The 18,000-nt window shown below is 71.5% G+C and carries 23 protein-coding genes; 6 read left to right on the top strand and 17 right to left on the bottom strand.

Features of this window, described 5'->3' with window-relative positions; all coding sequences use genetic code 11:
• Nucleotides 1-145: 145 nt before the first annotated feature.
• Nucleotides 146-313, top strand: a complete 168-nt coding sequence (locus SPRI_RS38890; RefSeq protein ID WP_182327689.1) for a hypothetical protein — start codon at nucleotides 146-148, stop codon at nucleotides 311-313.
• Between the two features lie 23 nt (nucleotides 314-336).
• Here the strand turns inward: SPRI_RS38890 and SPRI_RS19955 are convergent, their stop codons facing one another.
• From SPRI_RS19955 to SPRI_RS19945, 3 genes are read right to left on the bottom strand one after another with little or no spacing between them, the layout of a single operon-like run.
• Nucleotides 337-1,581 (bottom strand): GNAT family N-acetyltransferase, encoded by a 1,245-nt coding sequence (locus SPRI_RS19955; protein WP_037776603.1) that lies wholly within the window; start codon nucleotides 1,579-1,581, stop codon nucleotides 337-339.
• A gap of 60 nt (nucleotides 1,582-1,641) precedes the next feature.
• Nucleotides 1,642-2,616, bottom strand: a complete 975-nt coding sequence (locus SPRI_RS19950) for an asparaginase (protein ID WP_005315559.1) — start codon at nucleotides 2,614-2,616, stop codon at nucleotides 1,642-1,644.
• 45 nt (nucleotides 2,617-2,661) lie between these two features.
• Nucleotides 2,662-3,285, bottom strand: coding sequence for an RsiG family protein (locus SPRI_RS19945; RefSeq protein WP_005315556.1), 624 nt, complete (start codon nucleotides 3,283-3,285; stop codon nucleotides 2,662-2,664).
• Nucleotides 3,286-3,453: 168 nt separating this feature from the next.
• On the opposite strand from SPRI_RS19945, the gene dtd reads away from it, so the two are divergent.
• Nucleotides 3,454-3,891 (top strand): D-aminoacyl-tRNA deacylase, encoded by a 438-nt coding sequence (gene dtd, locus SPRI_RS19940; RefSeq protein WP_005315554.1) that lies wholly within the window; start codon nucleotides 3,454-3,456, stop codon nucleotides 3,889-3,891.
• A gap of 51 nt (nucleotides 3,892-3,942) precedes the next feature.
• On the opposite strand, the gene ygfZ is transcribed toward dtd, so the two are convergent.
• The 6 genes from ygfZ to SPRI_RS19910 all read right to left on the bottom strand — a co-directional run bounded on the left by ygfZ (nucleotide 3,943) and on the right by SPRI_RS19910 (nucleotide 8,822).
• Nucleotides 3,943-4,914, bottom strand: coding sequence for a CAF17-like 4Fe-4S cluster assembly/insertion protein YgfZ (gene ygfZ / locus SPRI_RS19935; protein WP_005315551.1), 972 nt, complete (start codon nucleotides 4,912-4,914; stop codon nucleotides 3,943-3,945).
• Nucleotides 4,915-4,923: 9 nt separating this feature from the next.
• Nucleotides 4,924-5,361: a Fur family transcriptional regulator gene (locus SPRI_RS19930; protein WP_005315549.1), complete on the bottom strand. Its 438-nt coding sequence runs from the start codon at nucleotides 5,359-5,361 to the stop codon at nucleotides 4,924-4,926.
• Between the two features lie 110 nt (nucleotides 5,362-5,471).
• The gene (locus SPRI_RS19925; RefSeq protein ID WP_005315546.1) at nucleotides 5,472-6,044 is read right to left on the bottom strand and encodes a heme-binding beta-barrel domain-containing protein; all 573 of its coding nucleotides are present in this window, start codon (nucleotides 6,042-6,044) and stop codon (nucleotides 5,472-5,474) included.
• Between the two features lie 245 nt (nucleotides 6,045-6,289).
• Nucleotides 6,290-7,153, bottom strand: a complete 864-nt coding sequence (locus tag SPRI_RS19920) for a hypothetical protein (RefSeq protein ID WP_037774305.1) — start codon at nucleotides 7,151-7,153, stop codon at nucleotides 6,290-6,292.
• A complete protein-coding gene (locus tag SPRI_RS19915) occupies nucleotides 7,150-7,980 on the bottom strand; it encodes a hypothetical protein (protein ID WP_106428440.1) in 831 nt (276 codons plus the stop codon). Before SPRI_RS19915 ends, SPRI_RS19920 begins: the two co-directional genes overlap by 4 nt.
• Nucleotides 7,977-8,822: a hypothetical protein gene (locus SPRI_RS19910; protein WP_037774304.1), complete on the bottom strand. Its 846-nt coding sequence runs from the start codon at nucleotides 8,820-8,822 to the stop codon at nucleotides 7,977-7,979. Before SPRI_RS19910 ends, SPRI_RS19915 begins: the two co-directional genes overlap by 4 nt.
• 104 nt (nucleotides 8,823-8,926) lie before the next feature.
• Between SPRI_RS19910 and SPRI_RS19905 the strand changes: the two genes are divergently transcribed.
• Complete coding sequence (locus tag SPRI_RS19905) at nucleotides 8,927-9,289, top strand: DsrE family protein (protein ID WP_005315532.1); 363 nt, start codon at nucleotides 8,927-8,929, stop codon at nucleotides 9,287-9,289.
• A gap of 48 nt (nucleotides 9,290-9,337) precedes the next feature.
• Here the strand turns inward: SPRI_RS19905 and SPRI_RS19900 are convergent, their stop codons facing one another.
• The 8 genes from SPRI_RS19900 to SPRI_RS19870 all read right to left on the bottom strand — a co-directional run bounded on the left by SPRI_RS19900 (nucleotide 9,338) and on the right by SPRI_RS19870 (nucleotide 14,563).
• Complete coding sequence (locus tag SPRI_RS19900; protein ID WP_037774303.1) at nucleotides 9,338-9,601, bottom strand: DUF3099 domain-containing protein; 264 nt, start codon at nucleotides 9,599-9,601, stop codon at nucleotides 9,338-9,340.
• A gap of 87 nt (nucleotides 9,602-9,688) precedes the next feature.
• The gene (locus SPRI_RS19895; protein WP_005315529.1) at nucleotides 9,689-9,976 is read right to left on the bottom strand and encodes a DUF1416 domain-containing protein; all 288 of its coding nucleotides are present in this window, start codon (nucleotides 9,974-9,976) and stop codon (nucleotides 9,689-9,691) included.
• Between the two features lie 29 nt (nucleotides 9,977-10,005).
• Entirely contained in the window at nucleotides 10,006-10,845 is an 840-nt protein-coding gene (locus tag SPRI_RS19890) for a sulfurtransferase (RefSeq protein WP_005315527.1), read from the bottom strand.
• A gap of 150 nt (nucleotides 10,846-10,995) precedes the next feature.
• Nucleotides 10,996-11,079 carry an Ms5788A family Cys-rich leader peptide gene (locus tag SPRI_RS39980; RefSeq protein WP_353850233.1) on the bottom strand — a complete coding sequence of 28 codons (84 nt, stop codon included), beginning with the start codon at nucleotides 11,077-11,079 and terminating at the stop codon, nucleotides 10,996-10,998.
• Nucleotides 11,080-11,325: 246 nt separating this feature from the next.
• Nucleotides 11,326-12,018, bottom strand: coding sequence for an LmeA family phospholipid-binding protein (locus SPRI_RS19885; protein ID WP_037774301.1), 693 nt, complete (start codon nucleotides 12,016-12,018; stop codon nucleotides 11,326-11,328).
• 129 nt (nucleotides 12,019-12,147) lie between these two features.
• Nucleotides 12,148-13,422, bottom strand: a complete 1,275-nt coding sequence (locus SPRI_RS19880; RefSeq protein ID WP_053557143.1) for a hypothetical protein — start codon at nucleotides 13,420-13,422, stop codon at nucleotides 12,148-12,150.
• 10 nt (nucleotides 13,423-13,432) lie between these two features.
• Nucleotides 13,433-13,687 carry a MoaD/ThiS family protein gene (locus tag SPRI_RS19875; RefSeq protein WP_005315524.1) on the bottom strand — a complete coding sequence of 85 codons (255 nt, stop codon included), beginning with the start codon at nucleotides 13,685-13,687 and terminating at the stop codon, nucleotides 13,433-13,435.
• Between the two features lie 45 nt (nucleotides 13,688-13,732).
• A complete protein-coding gene (locus tag SPRI_RS19870; protein ID WP_078535307.1) occupies nucleotides 13,733-14,563 on the bottom strand; it encodes an alpha/beta hydrolase in 831 nt (276 codons plus the stop codon).
• A 240-nt stretch (nucleotides 14,564-14,803) separates the two neighbouring features.
• Here SPRI_RS19870 and SPRI_RS19865 point away from each other — a divergent pair, with 240 nt between their 5' ends.
• The 3 genes from SPRI_RS19865 (at nucleotide 14,804) to SPRI_RS19855 (ending at nucleotide 17,991) form a co-directional block, all read left to right on the top strand.
• The gene (locus tag SPRI_RS19865) at nucleotides 14,804-15,583 is read left to right on the top strand and encodes a winged helix-turn-helix transcriptional regulator (protein ID WP_005315520.1); all 780 of its coding nucleotides are present in this window, start codon (nucleotides 14,804-14,806) and stop codon (nucleotides 15,581-15,583) included.
• A gap of 23 nt (nucleotides 15,584-15,606) precedes the next feature.
• Nucleotides 15,607-16,635, top strand: a complete 1,029-nt coding sequence (locus SPRI_RS19860) for a LacI family DNA-binding transcriptional regulator (RefSeq protein ID WP_005315519.1) — start codon at nucleotides 15,607-15,609, stop codon at nucleotides 16,633-16,635.
• A 273-nt stretch (nucleotides 16,636-16,908) separates the two neighbouring features.
• A complete protein-coding gene (locus tag SPRI_RS19855) occupies nucleotides 16,909-17,991 on the top strand; it encodes a S1C family serine protease (RefSeq protein ID WP_053557142.1) in 1,083 nt (360 codons plus the stop codon).
• Nucleotides 17,992-18,000 lie beyond the last annotated feature (9 nt).

The raw sequence follows: 18,000 nt of genomic DNA, 5'->3' as shown, positions 1-18,000 counted from the left end.
GAACGCTACAACTTCGCCATCCATGGCGGGAGTTACCAGGAAGTTGTTTATCTATCTTGACCAACCGGGGACAACTTCTACAAGTTGGCGGCCAACTCGGCTGACTTCATCCGCAACTCCCCCTTTGAGCGTGAGGAGAACAGCCGTGCCTCTGGTGTCCCTGGTCGTCGAGCAGTACGTGCAATGGCGCTTCGGTCTCACGGCCGCATTCGGCCTCGCCCTGTTGACCGTCGGTCTGCGGTCCGAGAACTCCACCTGCGCCACCATCGGCGGCTTCCTCCTCGTGGCCCCCGCGCTGACCGCCGGGGCCTGACGCCTGCCGCCGCCCGCCCCCCCTCAGAACACGTCCGGGCACCAGGGCCGGCGCCCCGTGCGGAACAGCAGGTCCGCACGGGAGACCGCGCCCGCGGTGTGCTCGTCGAGGCGGCCCAGGGCCGCGAGGCGGGTCGCGGACTCGTCACCCAGGCTGAGCGTGGCCAGCTCCCGTACGTCCAGGGTCAGGTCCGGAGACTGCGACGTGGGCGTGCAGGACGTGCCCGCCGGCGACGCGTCCAGGCGGAAGCGACCGGACGCGAGCGCCGATTCGTCCCGCACATCGAGCACGAGGGTTCCCGGGCACGGATAGGTCCTGGCCGTCAGCGCGGCAGGGACGTCCAGGAGCCGCAGCCACAGGAAGTCCGCCTGCGTGACGATCCGCGCCGCCCGGGGGTCGGGCAGCAGGTGGGGCAGCAGGTCGTCCGGGGCGCGACCGCCGGAACGGACCGTGGTGATCCAGTCGACCGAGCAGACGAAGCGCCACAGCGCGCGCTCGGCGGCCGGGCTCACCGCGATCAGGTCGCGCACGGTGGCCGTGTTGAGCGGCCGCTTGCCGTCGCCCCACTTGTCGTCCGCCGAGTAGACCAGCAGCCCCTCGACCGCGCCGTCCGGCGAGCGGTACACGGCGTAGAACGGCTCCGTCCACGCATGCCCGGGATGCTGCGCCTGGCCGGTGTTGACCCGCCACCAGCGCTCGCCCCGGTCGACGACGCCGTGCTGCGTGGCCGCCAGCCGCTGGTGGAGCTCCGGCCCGAGCTTGCGCACGTCGGTGCCGTCGACCAGGTCGATCCGGCCGCCGTCGTCCGGACCCGCCGCACGCGGGTCGAGCCCGGCGCGGGGCACGTCCACGGACCACTCCACGGTGGTCGTGGCCGGGCCGTAGCCGTAGCGCCCGTAGATCGGGTACTCGGCGGCGATCAGCGTCGAGACGGTGTCACCGCGCTCCTTGGCCTCGGCGAGATCGGCGTCGATCATCCGGCTGAGCAGACCGCGGCGGCGGTGCGTCGGGGAGACCGTCACATTGGAGACGGCGCTCGCCGCGAGCCGCGCGCCGCCGACCGTGGTGAGCTGCTGGGCGAAGGAACGGTACGTCGCCACACACCGGCCGGCGTCGAACGCGCCCCTGACCCGGCCCAGATCCGTACCCGCCCGGCGCTCGGCCACTTCCTCGTCGGTGATCACCGGCGGCCGGAGGAAGCCCGTGGCCAGCGCCCTGAGCCAGTCGGGGTACTCGGACTCGGCGATCAGGCGCGTTGCGACAGTCATGGACGCCACGCTAGGCGGGCGGGGGAAACCGCCGCATCCGGATTTCCGCCGCTCCGGGGATCAGAACGCCGCCCGCACCGATCCGACCTCGACGCCCCCGCCGAGCAGCGGCAGGTGCCCGATCCGGGTGACGACCGGCGAGTCCACGCCCATCAGGGCGAGCGTCCGCGCCAGCACCGGGCCCAGCGCCCGGGTGGAACCGTCGTCGATCTTGAACGCCAGCGCCCTGCCGTCCTCCAGCGCCACCGCCTGCACCGCCTCCGCGCCCATCTTGGAGAGCGTGCCGGGCACCTCGCGCATCAGCCACGTGTCGGGTCGGCGCGTGCCGGCGACGTACTCGGGGTGGGCGCGCATCGCGTCCGCGACGCGGCGCTCTGCCGTACCGGGCGCGGCGAGCACGAAGTGCCGGAAGGCGCGGGCCAGGCCGGTCAGGGAGACGGCCATCAGCGGTGCGCCGCAGCCGTCCGTGCCGACGGCGCCGACCGGTTCGCCCGCGGCGTCCTCCACCACCGTGCGGACCAGCTGCTGCAGGGGGTGGGCGGGGTCGAGGTAGCCATCGCGGTCCCAGCCGTTCACGGCGCACACCGCGAGCATGGCGGCGTGCTTGCCGGAGCAGTTCATGGTGACCTTGTCGCGCACCTGCCCCGACGCGAGGTACGCCTCGGCCTCCACCGGGTCGAGCGGCAGGTCCGCGGGGGTCCTCAGCTCGTCGGCGCTGAGCCCGTGCCCGGCGAGCATCTTGCGTACGAGCTCGAGGTGGAAGTCCTCGCCCGAGTGGCTGGCCGCGGCCAGCGCCAGGCGCTCGCCGTCGATGTCCAGGCCCGCCCGCAGCACGGCCGCGGCCTGCATCGGCTTGTTGGACGAGCGGGGGAAGACGAGCTGGGACGGGTCACCGAGCGCCATTTCCACGCTGCCGTCGGCGGCCAGGACGACGAGCGACCCCCTGTGCCGGCCCTCCACGAAGCCGGAACGCACCACCTCGGCGAGTACCGGGGATATGGCGGCGGCGGTGCTGGAGGTGGACGAGGAGGACATCGGCGGCCTTCCGGGGCAGGGGATCCGCCCACCGGAAGGATCGCTTCAGGTGAGCAGGTCGTCTACTTGTGCTTCGCCTTCACGGTACCTGCGGGCGATCTCGGCACTGCAATCGTCGGCCGTCCGCTGGAGCAGCCGGCGGCGGTGCGAGACCTGCTGCTCGTAGCCCAGCAGCCGGCCCATCGCCGTGTGCAACTCCTCGTCGGTGCGGGCGTCGAGGTCCGAGAGCTGGACCTCGTCGAGCATCTCGGAGGCGAGCCGCCGGTACTCCTCGCCGCGCGGTGTGGAGAGCGTCACATGGCGGGCGGAGGACCCGCGCCTGGACGGCGGGTCGGCGAGGATCTCCGACAGCCGGTCCACGACCAGCCGGTCCACGACCGGCGTCCCGGGCGTGCCGGCCGTGCCGTGGCCCTTACGGCGGGCGAGCTCGGCCCGGAGGATGTCGATACGTCCCTGGACCAGCCGCCGCACATAGCTGAGGTCCGCCTCGTCGCGCTGCGAGTCGCGGCGCAGGGTGCGCAGCTCGGGCAGGCGCAGCGCGGTCAGGTCGTGCTGCGGGTGCACGGGCAGTTCAGCGGCGCTGCGCGGCCGCGGTGGGCGGACCGCGGAAGCGGAGTGCGCCCGGATCGGTACGGGACCGAGCGACTGCCCGGCGCCAGAAGTGCTCATGTGCGTGTGTCCGTCCCCTCGACCGGTGCATGGGCCTTCCCGGGCCCGGAGGGCCGAGGGGTTGCACCGCCTTTGTGCATGGTGCCACTCCGATACGTCCCCATGCAGGCGCATCGCACCCGTTCGGCCCTGAATGGCGGCCCGGACGGCCCCGATAGGTTGCTCCGTATGCGAGCAGTGGTACAGAGGGTCGACGGCGCGAGCGTCGTGGTGCCCGGTGAGTCGGGACCGGAGACCGTCGGTGAGATCACCGGCGAGGGGCTGTGTGTGCTGGTGGGGGTCACGCACACGGACACCAAGGAGAAGGCGGCACAACTGGCCAGGAAACTATGGTCGGTTCGTATGCTCGGGGACGAGAAATCCTGCTCCGACGTGGGCGCGCCCCTGCTGGTGATCTCCCAGTTCACCCTCTACGGGGACGCCCGGAAGGGTCGCCGCCCCACATGGAACGCGGCGGCCCCCGGTCCGGTGGCGGAACCGCTCGTCGACGAGGTGGTGGCGCAGTTGAAGGCGCTCGGCGCGCAGGTGGAGACGGGCCGGTTCGGCGCGAAGATGCGGGTCTCGCTCACCAACGACGGCCCGTTCACCGTGCTGATCGAGGTCTAGCGTCTTCCGTCCGGGCCCGGCCCGGCCCGGACGGAAGGCCGGTCGCCGGCGCTACGGCTCGACGACCGTCTCCTGGGCGGCCGCCGTGTCCCCGGCCAGCAGCTCGGCGTCCACCGGCACGTTCCGCTTCACCAGGGCGAGCGCGATCGGCCCCAGCTCGTAGTGGCGGGCGGACGTCGTCACGAAGCCCAGCTGGCGGCCCTCGGCCCCCTCGGAGGCGAGGCGGACCGGAGTACCGGGCGGCGGCAGGTGCACCTCGCTGCCGTCCAGGTGGAGGAAGACCAGCCGGCGCGGCGGCTTCCCCAGGTTGTGGACACGCGCGACGGTCTCCTGGCCGCGGTAGCAGCCCTTCTGCAGGTGCACCGCACTGCCGATCCAGCCCAGCTCGTGCGGGATGGTGCGGTGGTCGGTCTCGAACCCGAGACGCGGACGGTGGCTCTCCACCCGCAGCGCCTCGTACGCGAGGATCCCCACGGCCGGCCCGGCCGCGGCGCCGAACGACTCGAGGTCGGCGCGCGGCAGGAACAGGTCGCGGCCGTGCGCCGTCTCCCGCACGACGACGCCTTCCGGTACCTCGGCGATGGAGCCCGCCGGCAGATGGACGACCGCGAAGTCGTCCGTGCGATCGGCGACTTCGGCCTTGTAGAAGAACTTCATCGACTCCAGGTAGCCGATCAGCGCCTCGCGGGTGCCCGGTTCGACGTGCGCCCAGACCGTCTCGCCGTCGTCGACGAGATACAGGGCGTGCTCGATGTGACCGTGCGCGGAGAGGATCAGCGCCTCTGTGGCCTGCCCCGGGGACAGGTCGGTCACGTGCTGGGTGAGCAGCAGGTGCAGCCAGCTCAGCCGTTCCTCGCCGCTGACGGTGACGACCCCGCGGTGCGACAGGTCGACGAAGCCCTTGCCGTCGGCGAGGGAACGCTGCTCACGGAACAGGTCGCCGTAGTGCGCGGCGACCCCTTCGTCGCGCCCCTCGGCTGGGACCGCGCCGGGCAGGGACAACAGAGGGCTGGTCGATGACATGGCCCCAGCCTACGACTCGGCCTCCGCGGCCTTCGCCGTGCACTCCTCACAGCGCCCGAAGATGGCGAAGTGCTTCATGTCCGTCTCGAAGCCGAACGTCTCACGCAGCTTGGCGGTGAAGTCCGCGGCGACCGAGACGTCCGCCTCGATCACGTCTCCGCAGTCCCGGCACACCAGGTGGAGGTGGTGGTGCCGGTCGGCGAGATGGTAGGTGGGCGCGCCGTGCCCGAGATGGGCGTGCGAGACGAGGCCCAGCTCCTCCAGCAGCTCCAGCGTCCGGTAGACGGTGGAGATGTTCACCCCGGACGCGGTCCTGCGCACCTCACCGAGGATCTCGTCCGGCGTGGCGTGCTCAAGGGCGTCGACGGCCTCGAGGACAAGCTGGCGCTGCGGAGTCAGCCGGTAGCCGCGCTGCCGCAGATCGCTCTTCCAGTCGGTGCTCACCACGCCCCCAGTGTAGGCAGCGCGGACCGCCCGGCGGCCGGTCCGGTGCGAAGAGGTCTCCCGCGGATGCCGCGGATCTCCCGTCGGAGGTCTGCCCCGCGGGAGGGAGCGCCCTACTTGAAGAAGGCGATGCCGTCGTCGGGCAGGTCACCGAGGTCCTTGGCCCACGACTCGACCTGCTCGGGGGTGACGACCTTCTTCAGGTGCGCCGACATGTACGGGCGCAGCGGCACCTCGGGGGTGGCCTTCTCGCCCACCCACATCAGGTCGCTCTTGACGTAGCCGTACAGCCGCTTGCCACCGCTGTAAGGGCCGGAGGCCGCGGTGCGCGCGACGGCGTCGGTCACCAGGTCGATCTGCGGCTTCTGGTCGGCGAGCTCGCCGTACCAGATCTCCACGATGCCCTGGTCACGGACCATGACGACCTCGACCTTGCGCTCCTTGTCGATGCGCCAGTAGCCGCTCTCGCTCTCCAGCGGCTTGACCTTGTTGCCCTCGGTGTCGAGGACCCAGGAGTGCGAGACGTACTCGATGAAGTCCCTGCCGTCGTGGCTGAAGGTCACTGACTGGCCGAAGTTGCACTTCTCGGCGCCGGGGAAGTCCGCGACGCCCGCGCCCTCCCACGTGCCCAGCAGGAACGCGAGGGGGACGAGGTCCGGATTGAGGTCGGACGGGATCTCGATCATGAGCAGCTCTGTCGATCTCTAGGGTGTCGAGTGGTACGGGTCCCGAGGGTACGGGTGACTACCGCTGGCCCTGGTACAGCTTCTTCACGGTCAGACCGGCGAAGGCGAGGACGCCGACGCAGACCAGAACCAGCAGAGCTTCGAAGAAAACGATCACGGGGTGCTCCTCGAATGAGCGTGAAGGCGAAAGCGGGCCGGGCCCCAGCTTAGTGGGCGGGGGCCCGGCCCGTTCTGTGAGGTCCGCGTCAGCCGAGCAGCTGATTCTGCAGAATCACGGTCTGGTGGAAGGGCACGACCGGGGCCGTGCCCTTCCGCGAGACCGCGACCAGGGCGACGATGTCGCCGGCTGTCATGTCCGCGTGCCTGACCTGGACGGGCCCGCGGGGCGTGGCCTCGTCGTATACGTAACGCTCCGTGGAGGCCACCTTGGCGTCGTTGCCGTACCCCTGGTCGTACGAGGACATCTCCTCGACGTCCACGAGTCGGACCATCGTGTCCGGCGCACCGCCGAGCTGAGCGCGGAAGTAGTTCCCGGCGAGTGCGGAAGTGTGGAAGCGAAGCAGGAAGATCCGCACCGAGGTGCCGTCCGGCATCGACCAGCCGCGCGCCGCGATGTGCCGCAGGCCGCCCTCGGTGAGGTGCTCGCGCAGGTCCTCTCGGCCGTCCTGCGCGTACTCCTTCAGATACCGCTCGACCGGCACCCGGCCACGCTCGCCCCGCAGGGTCGGATCCGCCTCGGCACCCGCCGGCGCCGGAAGCAGCAACTGCTCGAGGTCGGCGTAGTGGACCTCGCCCGGGTTCTCCTGGACGAAGGGGAGCGGGGCGCCGGGCGGCAGCGTCGGCTTGGTGAGCTTCGGGTAGTCCCAGCGTCCGTCGCCCAGCGTGGACAGGCCGGGCACGTCGGTGCGCTCCTGGGAGACGATGCCGTAAGCGGTACCGGTGCCGGCGGCGGCGAAGACCAGCACGGCGACCGTCCACCGCAGCACGGCCCTCAGCTTCCGCCGGTCCCGCGGCGCCGGGGGCGCCTGCGGCTCGGGCGGGGCCGGGACCGCGGTCTCGGAGCCGGTCGCGGGCTCGGGTGCCGCGGCAAGGATGTTCTGGTCGGTCACACGGACTCCCCGGGCGAAGCGATGTGGTCGAGCTGGTCGCGGAACATGGACGCGACGGTCCCGGTGGGCAGCGACTTCGTGCCGTACGCGTACGTGGTCACCAGGATCTCCCCCACGTGGCCCGTGCAGATCATGGCGTCCAGCTCCAGGTCGTCGTCCCCCGGCAGCACATGGCACACGGCCTTCGGATGGCCCTTGATCTTCGGGCCTTCCCGGAACACGCCGAGCGCGTCGGTCATGACCTTCTGGAACTCGGCCATGTCCCGCACCGCTTCGGTGTTCTCCATCTGCGCCAGCCGGGTCTCCACGACGTACGTCCCGTCGATGTCGCGGTAGCTGCGAGCGGCGATGCCCTTGATGCGGAGCTTCTCGACGGCCTTGTCGTGCCGTTTGCGCTGCGCGCTCGGCAGGCCGCGCGATCCCTGCTTGAGCAGTGCGACGGCGCGCTCGGCGCCGATCGAGCTGTCGTTGCCATACTCGTCGATGTCCGGTCCCCCCACGTACCGGACCGACAGGGGCAGCAGTTGGGCGGCCAGTCCGGTGGGCTCAGCCGCCGGGAAGTCCAGCTCCGGGTGCTCGGCGGGCTCCGCCCAGATGACGGTGGGCGCGCTGCGGTCGGCCCGCTTCAGGGCCGACCAGCCCCAGGCGCCCGCGCCGGCGAGGAGGGCCAGGCTCACAGCCGTGGCGACGAGCGCCACCGGCGGTCGGCGGCGGCGGGGGCTGTCGGGGGCGGTCCGCTCGGACCCGGGCTGCTCCGGCTCGGGCTGCTCGGGCTGCTCGGGCTGCTCGGGCTGCTGCGGCAGGGTCTGTTCCGTCTGCTCGGTCACAGTCGCTCCAACTGACGCTTGGCGAGCGACTTCAGGTCCTTCTCGTCGACCGGTCCCGAGTTGTTCGCGTACTCGATGATCATCACCACATCGCCGCGCCAGGCAACGGCCCGGCCCTGGTAGAGAGGCTCGTATCCCGCCTCGCGCAGGGGTTCGTCGAAGACGTACGTACGGGCGTTGCTGCTGCCGGGCACGGGCTCGCCCTCGTTGCCCGCCCAGTCGTCTTCGCTCATGTACGCCTGCTGGCCCTCGCCGAACCGCTCGGCGTTGACCTCCGTGGTCTCCCTGAACTGCACCAGACTGATGTCGACGTAGACCTTCCCGTCCTTCGACCAGCTGACCGTCGCGGCCCGGCGGAAGTCGTGCTCCGCGAGGTCCTGGAACATGTGGTCCTCGTCCTCGAACCAGGTCGCGAAGGAGAAGAGGTCCTCCAACTCGGCCTCCTGCTCCTTCTTCGCGCCCTTGGGCCGCGGGACAAGCAACTGGCGGAGATCACCGTCGGTCTTCGCCCAGCGGTTCACCGACACCGACCTCGCGGTCGTGTCGCTTCCCGCCCGGACGGGTTTCGGGGTTCTGATCTCCGGCTGCGAGAGCACCGGCAGCGATGTGGGCTCGCGGTGGTACTGAACGGTGTAGCCGGTGGCCACCCCCGCCACCACGCCGAGCACCGCTGCGGCGGCGATCAGCAACGCGGTCCGGCCGCGTCGGCGGACGGGCGCCGCCGGCTCTCCCCCATCCGCCGGCACCGCACCCGCACCCGGACGCGGCTCGACGGCCGGAGCCTGCGCCGACGGTGTGTCGGGCGCCGGCTCCTGCGGCACCTTGTCGCCCTGCGTATCCAAGGGACTCCCCCCACGGGACCTGAGGCGCGGATTCCGTATCCGCGCACACAGCTGACCCTCGTCGGACGATCCGGGTTGTACGGCCGCGCATTACAGTTCGGCATATGGCGAACAAGCTCGTGATCAAGGTGACCGCAGGTGCCGACGCACCCGAGCGCTGCTCCCAGGCATTCACGGTCGCGGCCGTGGCCGCGGCCAGCGGGGTGGAGGTCTCGCTCTGGCTGACCGGGGAGTCGTCCTGGTTCGCGCTGCCGGGGCGGGCGGCCGAGTTCGAACTGCCGCACGCCGCGCCGCTGCCCGAGCTGATCGAGTCGATCCAGGCGAACGGGCAGATCACGCTGTGCACGCAGTGCGCCGCGCGGCGGGACATCACGGAGAAGGACACGCTCGAGGGCGTCCGGATCGCGGGCGCGCAGGTGTTCGTCAGCGAGATCATGCCGGAGGGTGTGCAGGCGCTGGTCTACTGACCGCGCCGCACTTCGCGCGGGCCCCGCTTCACGGGGCCGCCGACCCCGCTACTGGCGCGGCCTGCGCCTGCCGTCGAGTTCGTCCCACCACTCGTCGGACTTCGCGTCGCCGGAGGGGTCGTCCCACCAGCGGTCGTCCGGGCCGCGCCGGTTGGCGATCACGGCCGCGACCGGCGGGATGACCATGGCGACCACGCACATGCCCACCGCCGCGGGGACCGACCACAGCCGCACCACCGCCCAGGCGGCGACGAAGAGGAAGAGGCAGCCGCCCATCAGCAGGAAGTAGATGTGCCGACGCCTGGCGTACATGCCTCCAGCGTACGACCGAAGGGCCGCACCTCGTTCCCGGTAGCGTCCAACCCCCAGGAGGTGCGGCCCTTCGGCCTGTCGGTGAGATCAGACGGCGATGGCGACCTCGGACAGGCCACCCGTCTGTGCGACGACCGTGCGGTCGGCCGTGCCGCCGGGGACGAGGGCGCGCACGGTCCACGTGCCCTCGGCCGCGTAGAAGCGGAACTGTCCGGTCGCCGAGGTCGGGACCTCCGCGGTGAACTCGCCGGTCGAGTCCAGCAGACGGACGTAACCGGTCACCGGCTCGCCGTCGCGGGTCACCTGACCCTGGATGGTGGTCTCACCGGGCTTGATCGTCGAGGCGTCGGGGCCGCCGGCCTGCGCTCCACACATGCTGTACTCCAGAAAAGGTCGGGGCGGGATTACTTGTTGGCGCCGAGCTCGATCGGCACGCCGACGAGGGAGCCGTACTCGGTCCACGAGCCGTCGTAGTTCTTGACGTTCTCCTGGCCGAGGAGCTCGTGCAGCACGAACCAGGTCAGCGCGGAGCGCTCGCCGATGCGGCAGTACGCGATGGTGTCCTTCGACAGGTCCACCTGCTCGTCCTCGTAGAGGGCCTTGAGCTCCTCGTCGGACTTGAAGGTGCCGTCGTCGTTGGCGTTCTTCGACCACGGGATGTTGCGGGCGCTCGGCACGTGGCCCGGGCGCTGCGACTGCTCCTGCGGGAGGTGCGCCGGGGCGAGCAGCTTGCCGCTGAACTCGTCGGGCGAGCGCACGTCGACCAGGTTCTGGCTGCCGATCGCGGCCACGACGTCGTCGCGGAAGGCGCGGATGGACGTGTCCTGGGCCTTGGCCTTGTACTCGGTCGTCTCACGGACCGGCACCTCGGCGACCAGGTCGCGGGAGTCGAGCTCCCACTTCTTGCGGCCGCCGTCGAGCAGACGGACGTCACCGTGGCCGTAGAGCTTGAAGTACCAGAAGGCGTAGGAGGCGAACCAGTTGTTGTTGCCGCCGTAGAGGACGACCGTGGAGTCGTTCGCGATGCCCTTCGCCGACAGGAGCTTCTCGAAGCCCTCCTGGTCGATGAAGTCACGGCGGACCGGGTCCTGGAGGTCCTTGGTCCAGTCGATCCGGATCGCGTTCCTGATGTGGTTCTTGTCGTAGGCCGAGGTGTCCTCGTCGACCTCGACGATGACGACCTTCGGGTCGTCGAGGTGGGCCTCGACCCAGTCGGCGTCTACCAGGACGTCGCTGCGGCTCATGGTTGTTCTCCTCCGGGGCAGGTGCGGCGGTGGTGCGCGAGGGGTTGTGCGCGAGAGGTGTGCGGGTACGCGAAAGGAGCGTCGATCAGCACGGGGCGGCCCTGACATGGAGGTCGAAGGGCCTGGGGGGATACGGGGCAGTGCTCCCGCTCAGACAGGGCGACAGAGCATGGCGGCGACGCGGCACAGGTCTACTGCCCGCCGCTTCGTGAGATCCGCCTGTCGCTGCTTCATGGGACCGATCGTAGGGACGACTCGGTGGCCATGTCACCGGCGTGTCGTATGTTGAGACGCGATCGTCCACCATGCGGGATACTGATCAGTCCGGAGCCACCCGGGGGCACCCTGGAGGCGGCCGCCACCTCTTGCGCTTCTGACGGGCGGACAGACCTGTCTCACCATGCGGCGCCCCCTGGTCGGGAGCACTGCCGGCCGGGGCATGCCGGTCCCGGACGCCCAGGTCCGGGACGCGCCGCGGGCTCAGCCCGCGAGCCGGACGTCCTTGCCGGTGACCGTGATCACGACGCCGTCCGGCCCGGCCTCGACCTTTTCGAGCTTCAGCCCCGCCGGGAGGCCGCCCAGCTTCCGGTCGAAGTCCGTCTTCTTGCGGATCTCGCCCTCGAGACCGGGGATGCCCTCGCCCGGCACCTTGTCGGCGCGCACCCTGATCGTGTCCCCGTCGACGATGCTCACCGTGGACACGACGCTACGGGTGATCTTCCCGAACAGCGGCAGCGTCACCGACCCGGTGACCTTCACCTTGCCGTTCTGGCCGTACGCGACGGTGACACCGTCGTCGGCGGCCTCGGTGAGGTCCGCGTAGCTGATGCGGGCGGTGCCCGCGGCACGGGCGGCCGTGGCGCTCGAATACCCCTCGCCCACCCGGACGTCGAACAGGTCCGCGGTCATCTCCTCGATCCGCACCGGGCGGCCCGCGGCGCTGGTCCGGATGCCGTCGAGCCTGATCTCGACCTCGTCGAACTCCTGGTCCATCGCCTGGGTCAGGAAGGGGAAGCCCTTGATGGACACGGCCGTGGAGTCGGCCGTCCCCTCCTGGACCTTGATCCGCTCCGCCGCCTCCGACTCCGCCACGTTGACCGCGATCCGGTCCGCGGCGACGAACAGGCCGCCGAGGACCACGGCGATGACGATCAGTATTCGCAGTGCACGCATGTGTTCGGTGTCCCCCACCCTGTCTGGCCACGGACGCCCGTTCAGCCCGAGCCGGTCGGGACGACGCCTGCGCAGTGATCGACGTCCGGCGGCCGCCGATGGTTCCGAACCTGCCCTCCGGGCGGGCGGCTATGCGAGCGCGCGCCCGATCAGGTAGACGGCGGGGGCCGCCGCGGTCAGCGGAAGCGCCACACCGGCGGTCATGTGGACGAAGCGGGAGGGGTAGTCGTAGCTCGCGACCCGCAGCCCGATCAGCGCGCAGCCGCCCGCCGCCAGACCGAGCAGCGCGCCCCCGGAGCCCATGCCGGTGAACTCGCCGGCCGCGATGCCCGCGCCCGCCGCGGCGGCCAGGGACAGCACGACGGAGACGACCCCGCCCAGCGGCAGCGCACGGGCCGTCGTGGCGACGGCGACGGCGATCGCGCCGACCACCACCGCGTCGTCCGCGGCGGCGAGGTGCCCGGCGGCCAGGACGGCGAAGGCCGCGGAGGCGACCGTCGCCATCAGTCCGTACATCCGCTCGTCGGACCCCGCGCGACTGCGCAGTTGGAGGACGAGCGTGAGCAGCACCCACACACCGAGCGTGCCGATGATCGCGGCGGGCGCGTTCCCCTCGCCAGAGGCGAGGAGCGCGGCGTCGGCCGCGAGGCCGCCGAGGAACGCGAGCGCGATGCCCTGCCTGGCCGGCCACATGCCGTTCAGGCGGAACCAGCCGGCCGCGGTGACCGCCTGGAGCAGCACCAGCGGGACGAGGAGCGCGTACGGGCCGACGGCCGCGCCGCCGGCGAGCAGCAGCGCGAGCACGGCGGTCAGCCCGGCGGGCTGCATGCCCGGCGCGATGATCGGCGAACGCCCCTCGGCGCGGGCGCGCTGGGCGTCCGTGATCCGGGCGTTGCCGCCGACGGTCGGGGAGCTGTACCCGGCCCGGGCCTCGGGAGCCGGTTCCGCCACGGGGGCGGGCGCGGCCGCGTACTCCCCCGACGCGTGGGCGGGAGCGTGCGGGACGGGCGCCTCGGGCGGCAGCGGCAGCCCCGCGGCCGCGGGCACCGGCGGCAGGTAGGCCGTCTCGGCGGCACCCGGAGCGGGCACGGGCGAGTGGGACTGCGGCTGCTGCTGATGCTGCGGCTGCGGCTGCGGCTGCTGGGCCCAGGAGCCTTCGGCCCCGGCGGGAGGGTACGCCCCGGGCTGCACGGCCGGCTGGTACTGCGTGTCCCAGGTCTCGCCCTGCCAGGTCTGCGTCTCGCCCGCGTCCCGGTACGGCTGCTGCCCGTACTGCTGCTCGTGGCCCGCCGACTGCTGCTGCTGCGGGTAGGAGTCGTCGTACCCGGCCCGCTGCTGCCGGTACGGGTCCTCGTAGGGCGGGTACGGCTGCTGCCCGTACGGATACTGCTGGTCGCTGCTCATGCTGTGCGGTTCACCCTCCTGCGAACGGCGGGAGCACCTCGACCGTGCCGCCCTCGGCAAGCCGTACGGTCTCATGACTGCGGGTCCCGACGGGATCACCGTCGACGAGGAACGAGCAGCGCATCAGGACGCGCGTCAGCTCCCCGGGATGCCTCTCCCGTACCGCCTCCAGGGCCTCCGCCAGCGTCTCCGCCGCGTAGGGCTCCTCCGCGATGCCGGCCGCCGCCTTGGCCGCGGCCCAGTAGCGGATGGTTCCCGCTGCCATAGCGGCACTCCTCTCGTCTCGGTGCGCGCCGCTCACCATGATGGGCTATCGGCCGGTGAGCCAGTCCCCCAGGCGGCGCAGCAGCGCCTCGTCCGCCGCGTTCTCCGCGTGCCCCATGCCCGGCTCCAGCCACAGCTCGGTCGTGCTCTCGTCCGCCGCCGCGGCCAGCATCCGGGGGTGGTCGAGCGGGAAGTAGGGGTCGCGGTCGCCGTGCACGATCAGCAGCGGGGTCGGCGCGATCAGCGGCACGGACTCGACAGGGGAGAGCGGCACCGGGTCCCAGTCCTGGTGATGGATGCGGGTGCGGAACCCGTACCGCCCCACGATGCGGCCGGCGGGACGCGTGACCACCCAGTGCAGCCGCCGCATCGGTGCCGTACCTCGGTAGTACCAGCGGGCGGGGGCGCTCACGGAGACGACGGCGTCCGTGCGTGCCTCCGTGCGCCCCTCGTGCATCCGGGCGCCGTAGAGCGCCGCGTGCCGCAGCACCACGGAGCCGCCCATCGAGAAGCCGACGGTCACCACCCGGGTGTGCCCGAGCGAGCGGGCCCACTCCACGGCGGCGGCCAGATCCAGCACCTCGCGGTCGCCGACGGTGGAACGCCCGCCGGAGCGGCCGTGACCGCGGAAGGAGAAGGTCACCACCCCCGCGTACCGCGAGAACGCCCGCGCCGCGCGGCGCACCGCGGGACGATCGACCGAGCCGGTGAAACCGTGCGCGACGACGACGGCGGTGCCGGTCGGACCGCTCGTGCAGGGCTCGTAGAGGGCTTCGATCCGGACACCGTCGGATGTCAGGAGAGTTGCGCCCGCAGGGCGCGGAGAGATCCTTGACACGTCCACAGTGTGAAATCGGCCCTCTCGCACAGAACTCATGTGGGCTATTCTGCTGCGAAGAGGATCCGGGCAATGCAGCCCCCGGATCCTTTTGTGTTTCCCGGCCATTGTTACAAGCTGGTGAACAAAGCCTCACAAAGGCTCTCGGGCGCGAGAGAGCCGCGTACGAAGCAGTGCACGTCCTCGCAGGGACCGAGGAGGAACCGACGTCATGGACGAGCGAACCGACGAGCGACCCCAGCACGCCGACCGCACGACGATCAGGGCAGGTGGGACGCGATGAGCTCCCTGCTGCTCCTGACCAATGCCCTCCAGCCGTCGACGGAGGTGCTCCCCGCCCTCGGACTGCTTCTGCACAACGTACGGGTGGCGCCCGCGGAAGGGCCCGCACTCGTCGACACCCCCGGTGCCGACGTGATCCTCGTCGACGGCCGCCGCGACCTGCCGCAGGTGCGGTCGCTGTGCCAGCTGCTGCGGTCCACCGGGCCCGGCTGTCCGCTCGTCCTCGTCGTGACCGAGGGCGGCCTCGCGGCCGTCACCGCCGACTGGGGCATCGACGACGTGTTGCTGGACACGGCCGGACCGGCCGAGGTCGAGGCACGGCTGCGGCTCGCGACCGGCCGCCAGCAGATCACCTCCGACGACTCCCCGATGGAGATCCGCAACGGCGACCTGTCGGTGGACGAGGCGACGTACAGCGCCAAGCTGAAGGGCCGGGTCCTCGACCTGACCTTCAAGGAATTCGAATTGCTCAAATACCTCGCGCAGCACCCCGGCCGGGTCTTCACCCGGGCGCAGCTGCTGCAGGAGGTCTGGGGCTACGACTACTTCGGCGGTACGCGCACGGTCGACGTCCATGTGCGGCGGCTGCGCGCCAAGCTCGGCCCCGAGCACGAGTCGCTCATCGGGACCGTCCGCAACGTGGGCTACCGGTTCGTCGCCCCGGAGAAGGTCGAACGGGCGGCCGAGGAGGCCAAGGCGAAGGCCGCCAAGGCGGTAGCCCGTACGGATGACGGCGCCGAGGTGGAGGAACCGGCCGTACGCCCTGCCCAGAGGTAGGTCACCACGCGTAGACTTCGCGCGTGGCCAAGGTGACGCGGGACGATGTGGCACGACTGGCGGGGACTTCGACCGCGGTCGTCAGCTATGTCATCAACAACGGACCCCGGCCGGTCGCCCCGGCCACGCGCGAGCGGGTACTCGCCGCGATCAAGGAGCTGGGGTACCGGCCCGATCGGGTCGCCCAGGCGATGGCGTCCCGGCGCACCGACCTCATAGGCATGATCGTGCCCGACGCCCGGCAGCCCTTCTTCGCCGAGATGGCGCACGCGGTCGAACAGGCCGCCGCCGAACGCGGAAAAATGGTGCTGGTCGGCAACTCCGACTACCGCGACGAGCGTGAGGTCCACTATCTGCGGGCCTTCCTCGGCATGCGGGTCTCCGGCCTGATCCTGGTCAGCCAGGGCATGAGCGAGCGTGCGGCCGCCGAGATCGAGGCGTGGGACGCGCGGGTCGTCCTGCTGCACGAGCGCCCAGAGGCGATAGACGACGTCGCCGTCGTCACGGACGACATCGGCGGCGCGCAGCTCGCGACCCGGCACCTGCTGGAGCACGGGCACGAGTACGTCGCCTGTCTCGGCGGCGTCGAGTCGACCCCGTCGGTGGGCGACCCGGTCGCCGACCACGTCGAGGGCTGGCGCCGGGCGATGAAGGAGTCCGGCCGCGAGACGGAGGGACGGCTCTTCCAGGCCCCGTACAACCGCTACGACGCCTACCAGGTCGCGCTGAAGCTGCTCGCCGGGCCCGACCGGCCGCCGGCGATCTTCTGCTCGACCGACGACCAGGCCTTCGGTGTCCTGCGCGCCGCCCGTGAACTGCGGATCGACGTGCCGGCGGAGCTCGCCGTGGCCGGCTTCGACGACGTCAAGGAGGCGGCCCTGACGGACCCGCCTCTCACGACGATCTCCTCCGACCGTCCGGCGATGGCCCGCGCGGCGGTCGACCTCGTCCTCGACGACGGCCTGAGGACGGCGGGCTCGCGGCGCGAGCGGGTCAAGCAGTTCCCGTCGGGCCTGGTGATCCGCCGCTCCTGCGGGTGCGGCGAGGCGTAACGGCGGACGGGCCCGGACCGGGCGCGTAACGGCGGACGGGCCCGGACCGGGGGCGTAACGGCGGACGGGCCCGGACCGGGGGCGTAACGGCGGACGGGCCCGGACTGGAGGGCGTTCTCCCGGCCCGGGCGCCGGATCACCGGCGCCGTCCCCTAGGCGACGCTTTGGCGGCGCCGGCCCGCCCGACGGCCTTATATCGGGCATACACGGTTCTGTCGGGCTTCTCAGCGCTGTCTCAGACGGCTCTCATCCGGGCCGACGACAGTCGATGCCATGAGCGACCACTACCGCCGAAGCGGCGACGACGCCCACCACCAGCAGCCGTACGGTGCTCCCCTCACGCAGGGGGCGGGCGGCGGCTACCCGCCGGTCCCGCCCTACCACCCCGGCGACGCCACGGCCGGGCACCTGCCCGGACCCCACGCAGCGGCTCCCGCTCCCGCGCAGGCGGCCTGGTCCGTGCCCGCGCCCGCACCGGCGCCGCGGGCCCGGGCGAAGCGCCCCGTCGCGCTGCTCGCCGCCGTCGCCATCGTCGCCGCCGGTGTGGGTGGCGGGGCGTCCGCGCTCGTCGGACAGTTCACCGGGGACGGCGGCAGCGGCGGATCCGGCGCGGTGACCGGCACCAACGTCTCGCAGAGCAGCAGGGGAACGGTCGCCGGCGTCGCGCAGGCGGTCTCCCCGAGCATCGTGGAGATCGGCGCGGACTCGAACACGGGTCGGTCCACCGGCTCCGGCGTGATCATCACCGAGGACGGTGAGATCGTCACCAACAACCACGTCATCTCCGGCGCGTCCACGATCAAGGTGCAGCTCAGCAACGGCAAGACGTACACGGCCGAAGTCCTCGGCACCGACCCCGGCAAGGACCTCGCCCTCATCAAGCTCCAGGACGCGTCCGGTCTGAAGGCCGCCTCGCTCGGCGACTCGAGCAAGGTGAAGGTCGGCGACGAGGTCGTCGCCATCGGCTCCCCCGAGGGGCTGACCGGCACGGTGACGAGCGGCATCGTCTCCGCGCTCGACAGGGACGTGACGGTGGCCAAGGACGAGGAGCAGCCTCAGCAGCAGGACCCGAGGCAGGGCTGGCCCTTCGAGTTCGGCGGGCAGCAGTTCAACGGCGACACCGGCGACTCGACGACCACCTACAAGGCGATCCAGACCGACGCCTCCCTCAACCCCGGCAACTCGGGCGGCGCCCTGATCAACATGAACGGGGAGATCATCGGCATCAACTCGGCCATGTACTCGCCCAGTTCCGCCACCGGTTCCACCGCGGGCAGCGTCGGCCTCGGCTTCGCCATCCCGGTCGACACCGTCAAGGCCGACCTGGACGCCCTCCGCTCCGGCGACGGCAACTGATCGCGTGCG

This window comes from Streptomyces pristinaespiralis (assembly GCF_001278075.1).
Taxonomy (GTDB): Bacteria; Actinomycetota; Actinomycetes; order Streptomycetales; family Streptomycetaceae; genus Streptomyces; species Streptomyces pristinaespiralis.
Note: the sequence above shows the minus strand (reverse complement) of the source record. Positions and strands in the feature narration are given on the sequence as shown.

Coding starts and splice junctions, on each gene's coding strand:
- SPRI_RS19955 (WP_037776603.1), bottom strand. CDS start 1,581: ATGACTGTCGCAACGCGCCTGATCGCCGAGTCCGAGTACCCCGACTGG.
- SPRI_RS19950 (WP_005315559.1), bottom strand. CDS start 2,616: ATGTCCTCCTCGTCCACCTCCAGCACCGCCGCCGCCATATCCCCGGTA.
- SPRI_RS19945 (WP_005315556.1), bottom strand. CDS start 3,285: ATGAGCACTTCTGGCGCCGGGCAGTCGCTCGGTCCCGTACCGATCCGG.
- dtd (WP_005315554.1), top strand. CDS start 3,454: ATGCGAGCAGTGGTACAGAGGGTCGACGGCGCGAGCGTCGTGGTGCCC.
- ygfZ (WP_005315551.1), bottom strand. CDS start 4,914: ATGTCATCGACCAGCCCTCTGTTGTCCCTGCCCGGCGCGGTCCCAGCC.
- SPRI_RS19925 (WP_005315546.1), bottom strand. CDS start 6,044: ATGATCGAGATCCCGTCCGACCTCAATCCGGACCTCGTCCCCCTCGCG.
- SPRI_RS19905 (WP_005315532.1), top strand. CDS start 8,927: ATGGCGAACAAGCTCGTGATCAAGGTGACCGCAGGTGCCGACGCACCC.
- SPRI_RS19900 (WP_037774303.1), bottom strand. CDS start 9,601: ATGTACGCCAGGCGTCGGCACATCTACTTCCTGCTGATGGGCGGCTGC.
- SPRI_RS19895 (WP_005315529.1), bottom strand. CDS start 9,976: ATGTGTGGAGCGCAGGCCGGCGGCCCCGACGCCTCGACGATCAAGCCC.
- SPRI_RS19890 (WP_005315527.1), bottom strand. CDS start 10,845: ATGAGCCGCAGCGACGTCCTGGTAGACGCCGACTGGGTCGAGGCCCAC.
- SPRI_RS39980 (WP_353850233.1), bottom strand. CDS start 11,079: ATGAAGCAGCGACAGGCGGATCTCACGAAGCGGCGGGCAGTAGACCTG.
- SPRI_RS19885 (WP_037774301.1), bottom strand. CDS start 12,018: ATGCGTGCACTGCGAATACTGATCGTCATCGCCGTGGTCCTCGGCGGC.
- SPRI_RS19880 (WP_053557143.1), bottom strand. CDS start 13,422: ATGAGCAGCGACCAGCAGTATCCGTACGGGCAGCAGCCGTACCCGCCC.
- SPRI_RS19875 (WP_005315524.1), bottom strand. CDS start 13,687: ATGGCAGCGGGAACCATCCGCTACTGGGCCGCGGCCAAGGCGGCGGCC.
- SPRI_RS19870 (WP_078535307.1), bottom strand. CDS start 14,563: ATGAGTTCTGTGCGAGAGGGCCGATTTCACACTGTGGACGTGTCAAGG.
- SPRI_RS19865 (WP_005315520.1), top strand. CDS start 14,804: ATGAGCTCCCTGCTGCTCCTGACCAATGCCCTCCAGCCGTCGACGGAG.
- SPRI_RS19855 (WP_053557142.1), top strand. CDS start 16,909: ATGAGCGACCACTACCGCCGAAGCGGCGACGACGCCCACCACCAGCAG.